Genomic DNA, 17,512 nt, shown 5'->3' with positions numbered 1-17,512 from the left:
CATTTGCCCTCAGGGGCACTATCGTTCGCCGCGCGGCGGCTCTCTACCTGAGCGCCCCATCGGGGGCGGCAAGGCTCAACCGTCGAGGCTCTCAATGGTGAGGTTGCCGTTGGTGTAGACATCGATGCTGGCGGCGATCTTCATCGCCTTGCGGGCAATGCCCTCGGCATCCAGCGCGGTATCCTCATCGATGAGGGCCAGGGCGGCGGCCAGCGCATAGTTGCCGCCCGAACCGACGGCGGCGCAGCCCTGTTCCGGCTCCAGCACATCACCCACGCCGGTCACAGTCAGGATGGTGTTCCTGTCAGCCACCAGCAGCATGGCCTCCAGCTTGCGAAGGTAGCGGTCCGTGCGCCAGTCCTTGGCCAGATCCACACAGGCGCGGGCCAGCTGATCCGGATACTGTTCCAGCTTGGCTTCCAGCCGCTCGATCAGGGTCAGGGCGTCGGCAGTCGCACCGGCAAATCCGGCGATCACCTTGCCACCGGCCAGTTTGCGGACCTTGCGGGCCGAGCCCTTGACGATGGTGTTACCCATGGAGACCTGACCGTCACCGGCGATGATGGTCTTGCCGTCCTTGCGAACCGCCAGAATGGTCGTGCCGTGCCAGTCGGGGAATGAGGATGCTTGCGTCATGATCGGGGATGTGGCGAGCGTCGCGCTTCCCCGCAAGCGCCAAGCCATGCAGAAGGTGCTAATAGCGACCAAATGAACCAGTCACCCGTGCGATTTTCCGATGAAGAGGTGGAGCGCTACGCCCGCCACCTGATCCTGTCCGAAGTGGGCGGACCGGGGCAGCAGGCGCTGAAACGCGCCCGCGTTCTGGTGGTCGGCATGGGCGGCATCGGCAATCCGGCGGCGCTTTATCTGGCGGCGGCGGGTGTCGGGACACTGGGCCTGATCGACGATGATGTGGTGTCTCTGTCGAACCTGCAGCGTCAGGTGGCCTTCACCACCGACGATATCGGCAAACCCAAGATCGAGGTGGCGCGCGACCGTCTGAGGGCCCTGAACCCGCACACAGAAATAGAACTTTTCAACCAGCGCATCACGCCGGAAAACGCCGCAGATCTGGTGAGCCGCTTCGATGTGGTGCTGGACGGCACCGATGACTTCGACACGCGCTTTGCGGTGAGCGCCGCCTGTGTTGCGACAGGCAAGCCTTTGGTATCGGGCGCACTGGGTCGCTGGTCGGGACAGGTGGGCGTCTTTACAGGACAGCCCTGCTATGAATGCCTCGTACCCGAGACCCCGCCCGAGGCCGAGACCTGCGCCCGCGTGGGCGTGATCGGGGCGCTGGCAGGGGTGATCGGCACCATGGCGGCGCTGGAGACCATCAAGGTCATCACAGGCGCGGGCCAGCCGCTGGAAAGCCGCCTATTGATCTATGACGGGCTGTCGGCAGCCACCCGCGTGGTGAAGCTGGCTGCCGATCCGGAATGCCCCGTCTGCGCCTAGGCGAAGGCCGATTTCAGCAGGTCGACGTATTTCATCATCAGTTCCTGCTCTTGATCGTCGTCCCAGTCAGCGTGGCCGCCCTCGACGTCGATATATTCGACCCTCTTGCCCGCACGACGCAGGGCGCGCTCCATAATCTGTGACTGCTGCACAGGGACGATGCGGTCTTCGGTACCGTGGACCAGAAGCACCGGACACTGGATTTCCGATACCCGCAGGCGCGGCGAGCCCGCCTCCAGAATGGCCCTGTCGGTGTCCAGATTGCCAATACGCTTGGTCCAGAACTCGAAGATGAGTTTGTCCGGCGTATCGTCCGTGCGTTTTTCCCACTGCAGCATTTCGATCAGGTCGCTGACGCCGCAGATGGCAATCGCCGCCTTGTAGAGTTCGGGACGGCGCACGGCTCCCATCAGAGCGGCATAGCCGCCATAGCTGGTGCCGACGATGGCCACGCGATCCTTGTCGAGGTTGAAATCGGCAATGACCTTGGCCACCGCATCCTCGACATCTTCCTGCATCCGGTCGTGCCAGCGCCGCCATCCGGCCTCGGCAAAGGCTTTCCCATAGCCGCCCGAGCCACGGAAATTCGGTTGCAGCACCCACCAGCCCATGGACGCGAAAATCTGGGCCTGACGGTCAAAGCGGTGATAGTCACGCACCTCAGGACCACCGTGCGGCAGGACGACCAGCGGTCCGGGGGCCCCACCCACTGCCGCCGTCAGATAGGCCTCGATACGCGAGCCATCGCGGGTATCGACCTCGATCCGGTGCCCCTTGCCCAGCCGCTCGATATCGAGGGTGGTACGCGCACCCAGCGGGACCGCATTACGGGTCTGGCGATCATAGAAGATGAAGGTGCCCGGATCATTCGGGCCAATGGCCTGAGCAATGAAGCGGTTGTGGTCGGCGCTGAGGTCGACGATCATCACGTCACACTCATTGCCAAAGAACTGCACCAGCGCCTGATGGTGGGCGGTCAGGCTGGGGTCCTCGAACCGATACTCCAGCTTGTCGGTGTAATAGGCGACGCCCAGCCATTTGTCGCGCTTGTCATAAAGGCCATCGACAGCCTCATAGCCCTCCTTGGGCAGGATCGGCTCACCCGCCGAGAAGTCCGCCAGATTGACGTCCCTGACCCGCGCCAGATCCTCGCCCTCGGCACGGTTCAGGATACGCACGGTGTCAGGCGTGGCCCCCTGTCCGACATAGCTGAACTCTGGCGCGTCGCGCAGACGGGTGCGTCGCAGGAAGCGCCACTCGGTCTCGCCCGGTGCACGGCCGTACCACGACTCCATCGTACGGCGGCTGTTCACGTCACGTCTCAGAACCGGCACCCCGTTATGGGTCTGCCAACCGACGGTGATGGTCGAGCCGGACTCGAATTTCACGGCCACGCCGGTGTTGATATTGACCTTGAACAGGGCCAGCGAGCCATCGAACTCGCCCGCAGGCATCAGGATGTGGTCCGGATCATCGTGCAGAAAATCGGTGACCGTGCCGAGATAGGGCGAATAGCGAAGACGCTCGCGCTCGTGCTGGAACATCACCACCATATTGCCGGACTCGATGTCGATGCTGACAACGCGGTGTGTGGCGTGATCCTTGAACCTTTGCACCTGACGCGAGGCCATAGTGCGCGTGCGGCGCTCGGGGTTCTTGGTGTAGATGCTGATCAGCATCCGCTTTTCGTCCACCCAGTGAACCCAGCGGACGTTCAGCGCCCCCAGATCGATCTGGCGACCCGCCTGTTCGGGATTGGAGGCCGAACGGACGGTAATACGGCCCCGCGGCTCTTCGTCCGTGCCCAACTGTTCCAGCACGGCCAAGCGCTCGCCCGACGGTGACATGGCTGCGCCCTTCACGCCCCGAAGGTGGAAGAAGTCGGCCATCTGGTGCGGTTGCGCCGTAAATGCCTTGGCCAGCCCTGTCTGCGATGCCCAGAAGGCGGCACTACCCGCGGCAGCCATGAGCATAGCCTGGCGCCGCGAGACGCCGGACGCGCGCTTTTTCACTTTCATTTGGAATTTCCCCGTTACCCCAAGTGCAGGCGTAACATGAAATTCCGGATTTGGTCAGAGCATCGCAGGAATTACGCGATCGGGCGGGCGGTGGCCGTTCTGGAAGGTCATGATGTTGGCGATAACGCGCTCGCCCATGTCCTGACGCGCTTCGATGGTGGCCGAGCCAAGGTGGGGCAGCAGCACCACGTTCGGGTGCCCCACCAGACCCGGATGCACAGCCGGTTCATGCTCGAACACGTCCAGACCGACGCCGAAGATGGCGCGGTTCTTCACCGCCTCGGCCAGTGCCTCTTCATCGATCAGCTCGCCACGGGCGGTGTTGATCAGGATGGCGTGCGGCTGCAGCAGGGCCAGACGCTCGGCCGACAACAGGTGGTGGGTGTCCTTGGTCGCCGGACAGTTCAGGCTGATCACATCCATACGGGCCAGCATCTGGTCCAGATCATCCCAATAGGTCGCGCCCAGCTCCTCGGCCACCATGTCCGGCACCGGCTTGCGGTTGTGATAGTGGACCTGCATGCCAAAGGCCTTGGCCCGGCGCGCCAGCGCCTGACCGATGCGGCCCATACCCACAATGCCCAGACGCTTGCCATACAGCTTGCGCCCGCACATCCACGTCGGGGTCCAGCCCTTGAACTGGCCCTCGGTGACGACATTGGCCCCTTCGACGATGCGACGGCTGACCGACAGGATTAGCGACATACAGATGTCCGCCGTATCCTCGGTCAGAACGCCCGGCGTATTGGAGACAATGATCCGGCGGGCGACAGCGGCCTCGACGTCGATGTGGTCCACACCGGCCCCGAAATTTGCAATCATTTTCAGTTGATCGCCCGCCCCATTGATAAGTTCGGCATCAATGCGGTCTGTGATCGTCGGCACCAGAACGTCAGCGCGCTGTAGGGCAGCGGCCAGCATTTCTTGATCCATCGGCTTGTCGGTGAGGTTCAGTTCGGCGTCGAACAACTCACGCATTCGGGTTTCGATGGCGTCAGGCAGTCGTCTGGTTAACACGACCTTAAGCTTGCGGACGGACATAAGGGGCCCTGGGGTTTCCTGCGGGGATTTCACCCGCCGATCTTAGAGTTTGGATGTGTCTATCAAAGCTGCGGCCAGGATCAAAAGTTTCCGTCGCTCGGGAGTAGTGGCGGCAGTCATTGCGACAGCGGTTCTCGCTGGCGGTAGCACGGTTATGCCCTCGGGTCGCCCCACACCGACCGGATTGGAGGTCCCGCGCTGGGTGTCCCTCAAGTCCAATCGTGTCCGCGCCCGTCAGGGTCCGGGGCTGGATTACCCCATCATGTGGGAATACCGCACCGCGGGACTGCCGGTACAGGTGATCGCCGAGACCCGCGAGTGGCGCAAGATTTGTGACCCCGACGGCTCGGTGGCCTGGATCCATCGCACCGTCGCCTCGGGCCGTCGCAGCGTCTTCAACCGCACCAACGAGCCCCTTCCCATACGCACGGGCCGCTCTGACAGCGCCGCGGTGCGTGCGACATTATCGCCCCGTTCGCTGGTGGCGCTGGACGAGTGCGAGGATGGATGGTGCCGCGTTCGCGCCCGCAAGATCCGTGGCTGGATCAACGCCCGCTCGGTGTTCGGGACGCAAGAACGCGCCCTGTGCAACGCCTCGCGGCCGGCAGGCCCCGGGCGCGAGCCGAACTGATCCCTATATAAGGGCTGTCGCCCGCTATCAGCCCTTCTAGCGCGGCTGTATTTACGCCGACTCTACCTTAGCGGAGTTGAGCCGATACGCCGTGTCGTGTAACCCGATATCCTGTCCTTTCGGAGCCCATAGACTTTGAGCCAGTCCCAATACCCGTCGTCGTTTGATCTTGAAGGCCTGCTGGCCTCCGGCCGTGGCGAGCTTTTCGGCCCGGGCAATGCCCAACTGCCGGCCCCGCCCATGCTGATGTTCGACCGTATCGTCGAGATCAACTCCGATGGCGGCAACTATGGCAAAGGCTATGTCGAGGCCGAGCTCGATATCCGCCCTGACCTGTGGTTCTTCCAGTGCCACTTCATCAATGACCCGGTGATGCCGGGCTGCCTGGGCCTGGACGCCATGTGGCAGATGGTCGGCTTCTACCTCGGCTGGCAAGGCGGTCCGGGCCGCGGCCGCGCCCTGGGCGTCGGCGAGGTGAAGTTCACCGGTCAGGTCACGCCTGACATCAAGAAGGTGGTCTATAAGGTCCACCTGAAGCGCGTAATCAACCGCAAGCTGGTCATGGGTATCGCCGATGGCGTGCTCGAGGCCGACGGCGAAGTTATCTATACCTGCAATGACATGCGGGTGGGTCTGTTCGGCGCGACCGCCGAAACGACCGAAGCGTAAAGACAAAGCCGAAGGATACGCACATGCGTCGCGTCGTTGTCACCGGTATCGGTATCGTCTCTTCCATCGGCACCGGTCAGGACGAGGTTGTTGCCTCGCTGAAGGAAGCCCGCTCGGGCATCCAGCATGCTCCGGACCACGCCAAATACGGCTTCCGCTCGCAGGTGTGGGCACCGCCCGCCCTCGGCGCGACCGCCGAAGACTGGACCCCGCGCGTCGACCGTCGCGCGGCCCGCTTCCTCGCCAACGGCACCGCATGGGCGCACATCGCCTTTGAGGAAGCCCTCAAGGATTCCGGCATCGACGCCGAGGACATCAAGAATGACCGCACCGGCGTGATCGTCGGCGAAGGTGGCCCGTCCACCCAGGTCATCCTGCAGTCGGCCCAGATTACCGCTGAAAAGGGCTCGCCCAAGCGTGTCGGCCCGTTCGCTGTGCCCAAGGCCATGGCTTCAGGCCCGTCGGCTGTGCTGTCGACCTGGTTCCAGACCCGCGGCGTGAACTATTCGATCTCGTCGGCCTGCGCGACCTCGGCCCACTGCATCGGTGCCGCTGCCGAGCAGATCGCATGGGGCAAGCAGGACGTGGTGTTCGCCGGTGGCTGCGAGGACATCGACTGGTCGATGTCGAACATGTTCGACGCCATGGGTGCCATGTCGTCCAACTATAACGACACGCCCTCGGTCGCCTCGCGCGCCTATGACAAGGACCGCGACGGCTTCGTCATCGCTGGCGGTGCGGGCATTGTCGTTCTGGAAGAATACGAGCGCGCCGTCGCCCGTGGGGCCACCATCTATGCCGAAATCACCGGCTATGGTGCCAATGCCGACGGTTACGACATGGTCGCCCCCTCGGGCGAAGGTGCCGAACGCTGCATGAAGATCGCCCTCGAAATGGCGGGCAATCCGAAGATCGACTACCTGAACCCGCACGGCACCTCGACGCCGGTGGGTGATGCCAAGGAAATGAACGCGGTCCGCAACGTCTTTGGCGAGGCCATGCCGATGATTTCCTCGACCAAGTCGCTGACGGGCCACTCGCTAGGTGCCGCCGGCGCTCAGGAAGCCATCTACTGCCTCTTGATGATGAAGCACGGCTTTGCCGCCGAGAGCGCCCACATCGAGAACCTCGACCCCGAGTTCGAGGGCATGCCGATCCTTCAGAAGCGCCACGACGGCGAGCTGAAGCACGTCATGTCCAACAGCTTCGGCTTCGGTGGCACCAATGCCACCCTGATCATGTCGAAGATCTGATTGGTCGAAAATGACTGCGGCGGGACAGCAAACATTGCTTCGTCCCGCTGCAAATACCTTCAAACGGACACGGTTCGGTCCAGAACTTACCCGCTTGGATATCAATGATCCCTATGTCGGTTCATCGGTATCGGGTTGGCCCGGACCCTGAACAGCCCCCCCAGCCCCCTGGGCGGACCCGCGTAAATAGGTATTGGTGAACCGACACCTCCAGACAAAGAAAAGGCCCGCCGACTTCACGTCGACGGGCTTTTTTCTTGCGCTGATCGCGGAGCCTAGCGGATCAGGTCGAAGGTCAACTCCTCGTCCTCGCGCCGGGCTGTCAGGCTCAGCTTGTCCGCGCCCTCCAGACCCTGTTTGAAATCGGCCAGCGAACGGACGGTGCGGCCATTGATGGCGGTAATCACATCGCCCGCCTTCACGCCGACCGAGGCAGCGATGGTGCCCGCCTCGACCACGCGGACCTGAAGGCCGTTGGTGACCGCACGCACCGTCAGGCCGCGGCCGATGGCTTCGGTCTGGCCGACCAGCACCTGATCCTTTACAGGTTCGGCGACGGTCATGACGCCGCTACGCTCCACGCCATCGCGCATATAGACGACCGGCAGGCGCTGGCCCGCCGTCGAGATCCCCACTGCCGCCTGAACCGAACCGCCATTGCTCATCGGACGGCCATCCAGACTGGTCAGGACATCACCGCGACGCAGCCCAGCCTGCTCGGCAGGCGAGCCCGGAGCCACGTCATAGACAATGGCACCACGGACAAAGGTCAGACCCAGTTCGCGCGCGCGCTGCGCCGTCAGGGAGCCGACCACCACGCCGACCTCACCGCGACGGACCTCGCCGTGGCTCAGGATTTGGTCGACCACAAAACGCATGATGCGGGTCGGGACAGCAAAGGCGATACCGTCATTACCGCCCCCCAGACCGCCCGAAAGAATGGAGGTGTTGATGCCGATCAGACGGCCACGGCTGTCCAGCAGCGGACCACCCGAGTTGCCCGAGTTCACCGCCGCATCGGTCTGGATATAGTCTTCAATGGTGTCGCCGCGTCCCGTGCGGTTCAGGCCCGAGATCACACCCATGGTCAGGGTCTGGTCCAACCCCAGCGGATAGCCGACGGCAAAAGCCATATCGCCCGTACGCAGATTGTCGGAATCGACCAGTGCCACCTGGGTGAGGCCCGTGGCCTTGACCTTGAGGACCGCGATGTCGGTGTCTTCGTCACCGCCCAGAAGCTCGGCATCAAAGAAACGGCCATCGGGCAGATCGACCGTAAAGCTGCGGCCACCGTCGATCACGTGATGGTTGGTGACGATGATGCCGTTGGCGGCATCGATGATCACACCCGATCCGCCCTGAATGGGCTTGGGACCGTCATCCGAGGTCGCGGACGGACGGCCCAGCGCCATCACCTTCACAACCGCCGGAAGCGCATGTTCCAGATTGGGCGCAAACGAATAGACGCCGCGTGCCGGATCAACGCCGATCCGCTGGTTCTGCGCACGCGCAACATCCGGCGACAGGCCGTTGGCCACCATTACGGTCAGGCCAAGTGCGGTGGCCGTCAGGGCCGCGCGGATGTGGGACATGGGGTTCCTCCGGATAGGTTTGGCATAGCACTATAACGCAAAGGCCTATGGCACCAAGCCGACACCGGCGAATGGCAGAACCCTGCATGCTTCATATCAATGGCAAACAGGGCCCGCCGTTCCCATCACCGCGGTTCAATGTCTCAGCGGCTCAATCTTTCAGCGTCTCGACCGCCAGCGCGTCGAGGGTCGCGCGATTGACAGCGGCGGCATCGCAACCGTCGCCGCAGTTCACAACCGTCAGCAGGGCGCTGTCATTGGCCGGTCGCGCCACAACCATTGCCCGCCAATAGCCGTTGGAGCCGACATGCGAGAGAAGCGGGCCTTCGATACCGCGAAATACCGGTATGACGCCCCAGCCCAGCGCCGTATTGGTCTCGCCCTGCGGCCTGTGCAGGCGGGCATAGTTTTCGGCGCTCAGCAGCTGGCCCTCGCCCTTTTCGCCACGCATCTGGTCGATGACGAATTTCGCCCAGTCACCAAGGCTCATGTGAAGTTCGCCCGCCGGAGCCAGCACCGCCGGATTGTCGGCCATGACACCCGTCAGTGGCTGTCCGCCCTCGTGGCCCAAGGGCTCGCCCTCGACGGTCGCACCGAAGTCTGCCGAGGCCATACCCAGAGGCTGGAGCACCAGTTCGCGGATCAGGTCCTCGACGGGACGGCCCGTCTTGGTCTCTGCGATCACCGCCGCCAGAACATAGCCGCTGTTGCTGTAGTTGGAGGTGGTTCCCGCCGGTGCCACAGGATCCATGGCCAGCGCCCGCGTCACATATTCCAGACGCTGTTCCGGCAGGGGGCGGCTGTCGTTGAAATAGGCCAGGGTTTCATCCAGACCGATGATGTCCACGAGGCCCGCACGGTGGGGCAGCAGGTCCTCCAGACGTACCGAGGCAAAAGCGGGGTTCATGCCCTCGACCAGCGTCGGCATCATCTCGGCCAGTGTCGCATCCCATGACAGGACGCCCTGTTCGACCAGACGGGCAATCATGGTGGCGGTGATGGCCTTGCTGTCCGACCCGATGTGCCACGCGTCGCCGTTTGCCACAGGCGCGCCAGAGCGCGTGTCGCGCACCCCTGCGCTGCCCTCGGCGGTGACCACGCCGTTGCGGATGGTCAGGGCCGTAACCGCCGGCACATCCGTTCTCGCGATCAGCGGCTGCAGCTGGGCCGAGATATCGGTTTGTGCCAGAGCCGCCGACGGCAGAAGGGCAGTGGCCAGTGCCGCAAACGACAGGAGCTTGAGATTGGGCATGAGAAATCCTCCGCCCTGTCTATAACTCTGCCGTTGCGGCAAATCAGCGTTCAACAGATTAAATCGTCGTAGGGTTTCAAACCCTTAGAACGCGGCCTCACCCGTGATGGCACGGCCCAGAATAAGGGCGTGGACGTCGTGCGCACCCTCATAGGTGTTCACGGTCTCGAGGTTCATGGCATGGCGCATGACGTGCAGTTCGCCCGTGATACCGGCACCGCCGTGCATGTCGCGGGCCTCACGCGCGATGGCCAGGGCCTTGCCGCAGTTGTTGCGCTTCATCAGGCTGATGGCTTCCGGCACCCATGCGCCTGTGTCGAGCAGACGGCCAAGGGCATAGGCTCCCTCGAAACCAAGGAAGATTTCGGTCTGCATATCGGCCAGCTTCTTCTGCACCAGTTGGCGCGCCGACAGCGGGCGGCCAAACAGGACGCGCTCGGCGACATAGTCGCGCGTGGCGTGCAGGCAGAACTCGGCGGCGCCCATAGCGCCCCATGCGATGCCATAGCGGGCCTTGTTCAAGCAGGAGAACGGGCCGCGCAGGCCTTGTACGCCCGGCAGGATGTTGGCTTCGGGCACAAACACATCGTTCAGGCCGATGTCGCCGGTGACCGAGGCGCGCAGGCTGAGCTTGTCGCCGATCTTCCCCGTGGTGAAACCCTCGAAATCGCGCTCGACGATGAAGCCACGGATCTTGCCGTCCAGCTTGGCCCAGACGACGGCGAGGTCGCTGATGGGCGAGTTGGTGATCCAGTATTTGCCGCCGTTCAGACGATAGCCACCGTCCACGGCCACAGCGGTCGTCTTCATCGAGGCGGGGTCGGAGCCGCCGTCGGCCTCGGTCAGGCCGAAGCAGCCGACCAGTTCACCCGCCGCCATCTTGGGCAGGTATTTCATCTTCTGCTCTTCGGAGCCGAAGGCATAGATCGGATACATGGCCAACGAGGACTGCACCGACATGGCCGAGCGGTAGCCGCTGTCCACGGCTTCGATCTCGCGGGCGATCAGGCCATAGGCGACGTGGCTGGCTTCGGAGCCGCCGTACTGTTCCGGCAGCATGGCACCGAGGAAGCCCATCTCGCCCATCTCGGTCATGATGGAGCGGTCGAACGTCTCGTCACGGAACGCAGCCACCACGCGCGGCAGCAGGGCTTCGCGGGCATAGGAGCGGGCGGCGTCCTGCACCATCTTCTCTTCGTCGGTCAGACGGCCGGTCAGATCGAACGGGTCATCCCAGCGGAAGGTTTGAGCGGACGCATCAGCCATGGCATTTCCTCTTAAATTTCCGGCTCCAAGCGCAAGTTCACATCGAATTCATTGCGACGTGACAACGGAACCCCTGTTATCCGGAGCGGTTTAGGACAAAATAGTCCCGTCGGGTAGAGCAAGATCCGACGCAAATTCCGGCTTTATCATGTCTTCGCGTTTCCACCGCCTGTTCAAAGAACATCCTCAGGAAGTGGGTGAGACCTACTTCGAGCACATGGGGGCGTCGCTGGGCTTTTGCGGCAAACTGCTGAAGCTGGCGGGCTGTGCCTTCATCCATGCGGTCATACCGGGCCTGCACAAGTCGACCGTCTCGGACGCTGTGCGCGAGATGGAACCGGGCATGACCCGCCGCGCCAATGAAGCCCGCGAAGAGCGTATGCGAAACGCGGGCGTCTGGGACGTCGGGCTGTGATTATTGGGTAGAGGCACGCTCATCAACGGTCTTTGTGAAACCACGTCTCGGAATTCTTGCTGATCAGTCCAGCTGCTTAGCTTAAACTAATAACAATGGTCTTTTAACTGTTGGCCACCATAACCTCGTTATGGGGACTGACAGGGGCTGTAATGGAAGATCCATTATTTCGAATAACATATGAAGGAGGAGATGCCGACGCACACTCTCTCGATATGAGATTGCTAGGTATTTCTCTTCAGGGCGCAGACAAAATAACGTCCGATGGACTTATAATACTTTGCTTACAACGCCCGCCAAAGCGCGGAGAACGCCCAAACATTATAGTTAAGGTAAAAGAACCACTCGCTGGCTCTTATGATATACCCGGATTACTCCAAGATTCTTTCTGGACACTCTCTTTAGGATTGCCCATTGCTCAACATGTAATTGGCGAGTTTTTGAGCGAATGGTGGAAGGCCGTCATAGCAAAGTTTAGCGGTCGCCCAGATATCGCGGAGAAATCCTTGCAAGCTTTAGCCGACATGAATCGTGACCACCTCACAGCTCGTAATTCCAGTGAAGAACGCGCTCATGAGGAACGCATGGCCTATATCGGCTTACTGCGCGAAACTCTTAGTATGCAGCAAAAATCTCTAGAACAGTTTATTGCTCCTGTTGGTCGATCTTCTACAAGTGCCAGAATCACAACAGGGCATTCCGCAGCCATAACTGTGAATAGTGATGAGGCTGATACAATAAGGGAGCTCGCCTCCCTCACATGGAGCAAGCTTGAGGAACTTCAGCTCAAGACTGATGGTTTTCGCTTCCACACCAGCGGCTTATATATCCATAATCCCGAGCGTGAAGGTTACCTTATGGCCAAGGTATCAGACCCGCAGTTCGAGCAATCCGAGAACTCATATACTGCTGCAGCATTACGTCGTGCTGAAATAGTTGTTCTAGCACGCAAAGGTTATCGCTCTGGAGAGCTAGTAAAAATCGATATCGTTGATTTTATTAAAGAAATTTAGACCCTAATAAAATCGGCGGCACCCGAAGATGCCGCCGTCTCTATTTTCCGTAGATCGGATGCCTATTCTTACAGGTCCAGCAGAGCGCGCTGCGGGTCTTCCAGCAGCTGCTTGATGCGGACCAGGAAGGTCACGGCTTCCTTACCGTCGACGATGCGGTGATCGTAGCTGAGGGCCAGATACATCATCGGACGGATCTTCACTTCGCCGTTCACGGCCATCGGACGCTGCACGATGTTGTGCATGCCCAGGATGCCCGATTGCGGAGCGTTGAGGATCGGGGTCGACATCAGCGAGCCGTAGGTGCCGCCGTTGGTGATGGTGAAGGTACCACCTTGCATGTCTTCCATCTTCAGGGTGCCGTCACGGGCAGCCTTACCGAGGTTGGCGATACCCTTTTCGATACCGGCCAGCGACAGGTCTTCGGCGTTACGCAGAACCGGAACGACCAGGCCCTTGTCGGTGCCGACGGCGATGCCGATGTCGTAGTGGTTCTTGTAGATGATGTCGGTGCCGTCGATCTCGGCGTTGATGGCCGGGATTTCCTTCAGTGCGGCGACAACAGCCTTAGTGAAGAAGGACATGAAGCCCAGCTTCACGCCGTGGGCCTTCTCGAACTGCTCTTTGTATTGAGCGCGAAGGGCCATGACATTGGTCATGTCGACTTCGTTGAAGGTGGTCAGCTGGGCCGCAGTGTTTTGCGACTCCTTCAGGCGACGGGCGATGGTCTGACGCAGGCGCGTCATCTTCACACGCTCTTCGCGCGGAGCCAGTTCACGCGGAGCCGACGGTGCAGCAGCCGCAGCCGGAGCCACAGCAGCAGCGCCGATGGCGGCGATGGCGTCAGCCTTGGTGATGTTGCCCTTCGGACCCGAAGCGGCGATCGAGGCCGGGTTCAGGTTGTTTTCCGAAACCACGCGCTGGACCGACGGCGACAGGTGCGCGCCAGCGGCAGCCGGAGCAGCAGCCGGAGCCGGAGCGGCAGCCTTCGGAGCGGCCGGAGCGGCAGCGCCCGAGGCCGAGATGGTGGCAATGACCTGACCCGGGGTGACGGCAGCGCCGGCTTCCACGTTGATGGTCAGAACGCCAGCTTCCGGAGCCGAAACTTCGACGGCGACCTTGTCGGTTTCGATTTCGACCAGCAGCTCGTCCTTGGCGACGGTGTCGCCCGACTTCTTCAGCCAGTTGCCAACCGAACCCTCGGCGACACTCTCGCCCATGGTCGGGACGGCGACGTCGACCGACGCGCCACCGGCAGCGGCAGCCGGAGCAGCCGCAGCGGCAGGCGCTTCAGCAACCGGAGCCGAGGCAGCCGCAGCGCCGCCTTCCGAAACTTGACCCAGAACCGTACCCGGAACCACGGTGTCGCCTTCGCCAGCGTTGATGGCGGCCAGAACGCCGTCGGCAGGCGCGACGACTTCCAGCGAAACCTTGTCGGTTTCCAGCTCGACGAGGATCTCGTCCTTCTTCACCGCTTCGCCGACCTTCTTGGTCCACTTGGCGATGGTGGCTTCGGTCACGGATTCACCGAGAGCAGGGGTCAGAATATCAGCCATTTCAGGGGGCTCTTTTTCGTAACGGGTCGTTAAATACGTTCTAGTGCGACAACGGCGATTAAGCCATGGCCTCGGCGAGGAAGGTTTCGAGTTCCTTCAGGTGGCGGCTCATCAGGCCCGCAGCGGTCGAGGCCGAAGCCGGACGTCCCACATAGCGTGCACGCTTGGCCTTCACGTCCAGCTTCTCGAGGGTCAGCTCGATCCACGGATCAACGAAGGTCCAGCCACCCATGTTCTTGGGCTCTTCCTGACACCACACCAGTTCGGCGTTCGGGAAGCGGGCCAGTTCAGCCGAGATCGACTTGATCGGCCACGGATAGAACTGTTCCAGACGCAGGATGTAGATGTCGTTGATGCCAGCCTTTTCGCGGGCGTCGAGCAGGTCGTAGTAAACCTTGCCCGAGCAGACGATGACCTTGCGGATGTCCTTGTCGGACTTCAGCGAGACACCGGCGACGGTCGGACGCAGCTCGGCGTCGTCGCGCAGCACGCGGTGGAAGGACGAACCCTCGGCCATGTCGGCCAGCGACGAGACGGCCTTCTTGTGACGCAGCAGCGATTTCGGCGTCATCAGGATCAGCGGCTTGCGGAACTCGCGGTGCAGCTGACGGCGCAGGATGTGGAAGTAGTTGGCCGGGGTGGTGCAGTTGGCGACCTGCATGTTGTTCTCGGCGCACTGCTGCAGGAAGCGCTCGAGGCGGGCCGAGGAGTGCTCGGGGCCTTGGCCTTCATAGCCGTGCGGCAGAAGCATGGTCAGGCCGGACATACGCAGCCACTTGCGCTCGCCCGATGAGATGAACTGGTCGATCACGACCTGTGCACCGTTCACGAAGTCGCCGAACTGGCCTTCCCACAGGGTCAGGGTGTTCGGATCGGCCAGCGAGTAGCCGTATTCGAAGCCTAGGACGGCTTCTTCCGACAGGGCCGAGTCGATGACTTCGAAGTGGCCTTGGCCTTCACGCAGGTTGTTCAGCGGGAAGTAGCGCTCTTCGGTGGTCTGGTCGGTGATGCCCGAGTGACGTTGCGAGAAGGTACCGCGCACCGAGTCCTGACCGGACAGGCGGATGTTGTAGCCTTCGTCGACCAGCGAAGCGAAAGCGAGGCTTTCAGCGGTCGCCCAGTCGATGTTCTCGCCAGCAGCGACGGTTTCGCGGCGGGCGTCGATAACGCGCTTCAGGGTCTTGTGGACGTCAACACTGTTCGGGATCGAGGTCAGGCGAGCGCCATAGTCCTTGAGCTTTTCAGCCGGAACGGCGGTCGAGCCGCGCCATGCAGCGTCCTCGGCCTTCTCGGCTTCCAGACCCTTCCAGTTGCCGTCCAGCCAGTCGGCCTTGTCGGCCTTGAAGGTCTTGCCCGCTTCGAACTCGGCGTCGAGGAAGGCTTCGAACTTAGCGACCTGTGCGTCAACTTCGGCCTGGGTGATCACGCCCTCGGCCACCAGACGCTGCGAGTACATTTCGCGCGTCGACGGCTGGTTCTTGATCTTGGCGTACATCAGCGGCTGGGTGAACGTCGGATCGTCGCCTTCGTTGTGACCGAAGCGACGGTAGCAGAACATGTCCACCACAACGTCCTTGTGGAACTTCTGACGGTATTCGGTCGCGACCTTGGCGGCGAACACCACAGCTTCCGGATCGTCACCGTTCACGTGGAAGATCGGAGCCTGAACCATAAGGGCCACGTCCGACGGATACGGGGTAGAGCGCGAGTTGCGCGGTGCCGTCGTGAAGCCGATCTGGTTGTTGATGACGAAGTGCATCGTACCGCCGGTACGATAGCCCTTCAGACCCATCAGGGCGAAGCATTCAGCCACAACACCCTGACCGGCGAAGGCGGCGTCACCGTGGATGAGGACCGGCATCACCTTGGAGCGGTCCAGAGCCCATTCGGCTTCCGGCTTGCCAGCGTTGGCCTCGCGGATGTCGAAGGCCTGCTTGGCGCGCGACTTGCCCAGAACGACCGGGTTGACGATTTCAAGGTGCGACGGGTTGGCCGTCAGCGACAGGTGGACCTTGTTGTTGTCGAACTCGCGGTCGGACGAAGCACCCATGTGGTACTTCACGTCGCCCGAACCCTCGATGTCCGACGGAACGGTCGAACCGCCTTGGAACTCGTGGAAGATGGCCTTGTACGGCTTGCCCATGACGGCAGCCAGCATGTTCAGACGGCCACGGTGGGCCATGCCGAAGACCATTTCATCAACGCCCAGCGAGCCACCGCGCTTGATGATCTGTTCCATGGCCGGGACCATGGCTTCACCGCCGTCCAGGCCGAAACGCTTGGTGCCCGGGAAGCGCTTGTGCAGGAAGCGTTCGAAGCCTTCGGCCTCGATCAGCTTGTTCAGGATGGCCAGCTTGCCTTCCTTGGTGAAGGCGTTCTTCTCGAACTTGTCGGCACCTTCGATGCGCTCCTGCAGCCAGGCTTTTTCTTCCGGCTCGGAGATGTGCATGTACTGGACACCGATGGTGCCCGAGTAGGTGCGCTTGAGGATTTCCATCACCTCGTTGAGCGAGGCGGTTTGAAGGCCCAGCACGCCGTCGAGGAAGATCTTGCGATCCATGTCGGCAGCGGTGAAGCCGTAGAATTCGGGGGTCAGTTCCGGATGGACGACCGGCTTCTCGATACCCAGCGGGTCGAGGTTCGCAGCCAGGTGGCCGTTCACGCGATAGGCGCGGATCAGCATCAGGGCGCGGATGGAGTCGTGCGCGGCGGCACGAACGTGGTCTGCGGTCAGCGAACCGTCAGCGGCCGGAGCCGGAGCGGCAGGGCGTGCGCCCGGCTTGCCCGCCTTGGGGTCAGCCTTCGGAGCCGGCCAGCGGCCATCGAACACAGCCGTTTCTTCCGTCGGCTCTTCGCCACGGTTGCGGCCCCACGAACCGGCACCCGCCGATTGCTTGACCAGATCGGCATTGTCTTTCAGCTGATCGAAGAAAGAGCGCCATTCGCCAGACACCGAGGACGGGTCATTGGCCCATTTCTCGTGCAGGTCTTCAATGAAGGCCGCGTTCGCACCGTAAAGGAAAGAGGTCTCGGCAAAGACCTGATTCAGCCGACCTGCATCGTCCGCCATTTTTCTCACACATCCTATTCCACCGCGGACGCATGAAAAGCGCCCACGAGCGAAGCCCATATAGGCCCTCTTTCCTCCGCGGTCATGGCCCTAGAATGGCCAAACGGGAGGAAATTCGTCGAAAGCGGCATAAAAAACGCCCCTTTGCGAGTTCCAGACCACTGTAAAGCCTTGCCAACGGCGAAAATCGTTCCTTATCGCCGCGGAAAGGCTCGCATCATCCTGTTAGGCCCGCGTGACTTCACCAACTCTTAACGCATGAAAAAAGGCGACGGAGA

14 protein-coding genes are annotated in these 17,512 nt (G+C 61.9%); 6 read left to right on the top strand and 8 right to left on the bottom strand.

Annotation, left to right across the window (positions count from 1 at the left end; genetic code table 11):
• Nucleotides 1-75: 75 nt before the first annotated feature.
• On the bottom strand, nucleotides 76-636 hold the full coding sequence (gene hslV, locus Q0Y42_RS02580) for an ATP-dependent protease subunit HslV (protein WP_297799839.1): 561 nt from the start codon (nucleotides 634-636) through the stop codon (nucleotides 76-78).
• Nucleotides 637-723: 87 nt separating this feature from the next.
• On the opposite strand from hslV, the gene Q0Y42_RS02575 reads away from it, so the two are divergent.
• A complete protein-coding gene (locus Q0Y42_RS02575) occupies nucleotides 724-1,458 on the top strand; it encodes a HesA/MoeB/ThiF family protein (protein ID WP_297799901.1) in 735 nt (244 codons plus the stop codon).
• Here Q0Y42_RS02575 and Q0Y42_RS02570 read toward each other — a convergent pair.
• Nucleotides 1,455-3,431: an alpha/beta fold hydrolase gene (locus Q0Y42_RS02570; RefSeq protein ID WP_297799837.1), complete on the bottom strand. Its 1,977-nt coding sequence runs from the start codon at nucleotides 3,429-3,431 to the stop codon at nucleotides 1,455-1,457. The two genes, Q0Y42_RS02575 and Q0Y42_RS02570, sit on opposite strands and share 4 nt — an antisense overlap.
• A 99-nt stretch (nucleotides 3,432-3,530) precedes the next feature.
• Nucleotides 3,531-4,517 (bottom strand): D-glycerate dehydrogenase, encoded by a 987-nt coding sequence (locus Q0Y42_RS02565; protein WP_297799835.1) that lies wholly within the window; start codon nucleotides 4,515-4,517, stop codon nucleotides 3,531-3,533.
• Nucleotides 4,518-4,572: 55 nt separating this feature from the next.
• Here Q0Y42_RS02565 and Q0Y42_RS02560 point away from each other — a divergent pair, with 55 nt between their 5' ends.
• From Q0Y42_RS02560 to fabB, 3 genes are all read left to right on the top strand, one after another.
• Nucleotides 4,573-5,148: an SH3 domain-containing protein gene (locus Q0Y42_RS02560; protein ID WP_297799833.1), complete on the top strand. Its 576-nt coding sequence runs from the start codon at nucleotides 4,573-4,575 to the stop codon at nucleotides 5,146-5,148.
• Nucleotides 5,149-5,283: 135 nt separating this feature from the next.
• Nucleotides 5,284-5,817 (top strand): 3-hydroxyacyl-[acyl-carrier-protein] dehydratase FabA, encoded by a 534-nt coding sequence (gene fabA, locus Q0Y42_RS02555; RefSeq protein WP_297799831.1) that lies wholly within the window; start codon nucleotides 5,284-5,286, stop codon nucleotides 5,815-5,817.
• Between the two features lie 23 nt (nucleotides 5,818-5,840).
• Nucleotides 5,841-7,070: a beta-ketoacyl-ACP synthase I gene (gene fabB / locus Q0Y42_RS02550; RefSeq protein ID WP_297799828.1), complete on the top strand. Its 1,230-nt coding sequence runs from the start codon at nucleotides 5,841-5,843 to the stop codon at nucleotides 7,068-7,070.
• A 275-nt stretch (nucleotides 7,071-7,345) separates the two neighbouring features.
• Here the strand turns inward: fabB and Q0Y42_RS02545 are convergent, their stop codons facing one another.
• From Q0Y42_RS02545 to Q0Y42_RS02535, 3 genes are all read right to left on the bottom strand, one after another.
• Entirely contained in the window at nucleotides 7,346-8,662 is a 1,317-nt protein-coding gene (locus tag Q0Y42_RS02545; protein ID WP_297799826.1) for a trypsin-like peptidase domain-containing protein, read from the bottom strand.
• 151 nt (nucleotides 8,663-8,813) lie between these two features.
• On the bottom strand, nucleotides 8,814-9,914 hold the full coding sequence (locus tag Q0Y42_RS02540; RefSeq protein ID WP_297799823.1) for a serine hydrolase domain-containing protein: 1,101 nt from the start codon (nucleotides 9,912-9,914) through the stop codon (nucleotides 8,814-8,816).
• A gap of 84 nt (nucleotides 9,915-9,998) precedes the next feature.
• Nucleotides 9,999-11,180: an acyl-CoA dehydrogenase gene (locus Q0Y42_RS02535; RefSeq protein WP_297799820.1), complete on the bottom strand. Its 1,182-nt coding sequence runs from the start codon at nucleotides 11,178-11,180 to the stop codon at nucleotides 9,999-10,001.
• Between the two features lie 148 nt (nucleotides 11,181-11,328).
• On the opposite strand from Q0Y42_RS02535, the gene Q0Y42_RS02530 reads away from it, so the two are divergent.
• Entirely contained in the window at nucleotides 11,329-11,595 is a 267-nt protein-coding gene (locus Q0Y42_RS02530) for a DUF6356 family protein (protein WP_297799817.1), read from the top strand.
• 152 nt (nucleotides 11,596-11,747) lie between these two features.
• Nucleotides 11,748-12,608, top strand: a complete 861-nt coding sequence (locus tag Q0Y42_RS02525; protein ID WP_297799816.1) for a hypothetical protein — start codon at nucleotides 11,748-11,750, stop codon at nucleotides 12,606-12,608.
• A gap of 68 nt (nucleotides 12,609-12,676) precedes the next feature.
• On the opposite strand, the gene odhB is transcribed toward Q0Y42_RS02525, so the two are convergent.
• Both odhB and Q0Y42_RS02515 read right to left on the bottom strand, forming a co-directional pair.
• Nucleotides 12,677-14,164 (bottom strand): 2-oxoglutarate dehydrogenase complex dihydrolipoyllysine-residue succinyltransferase, encoded by a 1,488-nt coding sequence (gene odhB / locus Q0Y42_RS02520; RefSeq protein ID WP_297799814.1) that lies wholly within the window; start codon nucleotides 14,162-14,164, stop codon nucleotides 12,677-12,679.
• Nucleotides 14,165-14,222: 58 nt separating this feature from the next.
• The gene (locus Q0Y42_RS02515; RefSeq protein ID WP_297799812.1) at nucleotides 14,223-17,234 is read right to left on the bottom strand and encodes a 2-oxoglutarate dehydrogenase E1 component; all 3,012 of its coding nucleotides are present in this window, start codon (nucleotides 17,232-17,234) and stop codon (nucleotides 14,223-14,225) included.
• Between the last annotated feature and the right edge of the window lie 278 nt (nucleotides 17,235-17,512).

This window comes from uncultured Brevundimonas sp. (assembly GCF_947305955.1).
Classification (GTDB): domain Bacteria; phylum Pseudomonadota; class Alphaproteobacteria; order Caulobacterales; family Caulobacteraceae; genus Brevundimonas.
Note: the sequence above shows the minus strand (reverse complement) of the source record. Positions and strands in the feature narration are given on the sequence as shown.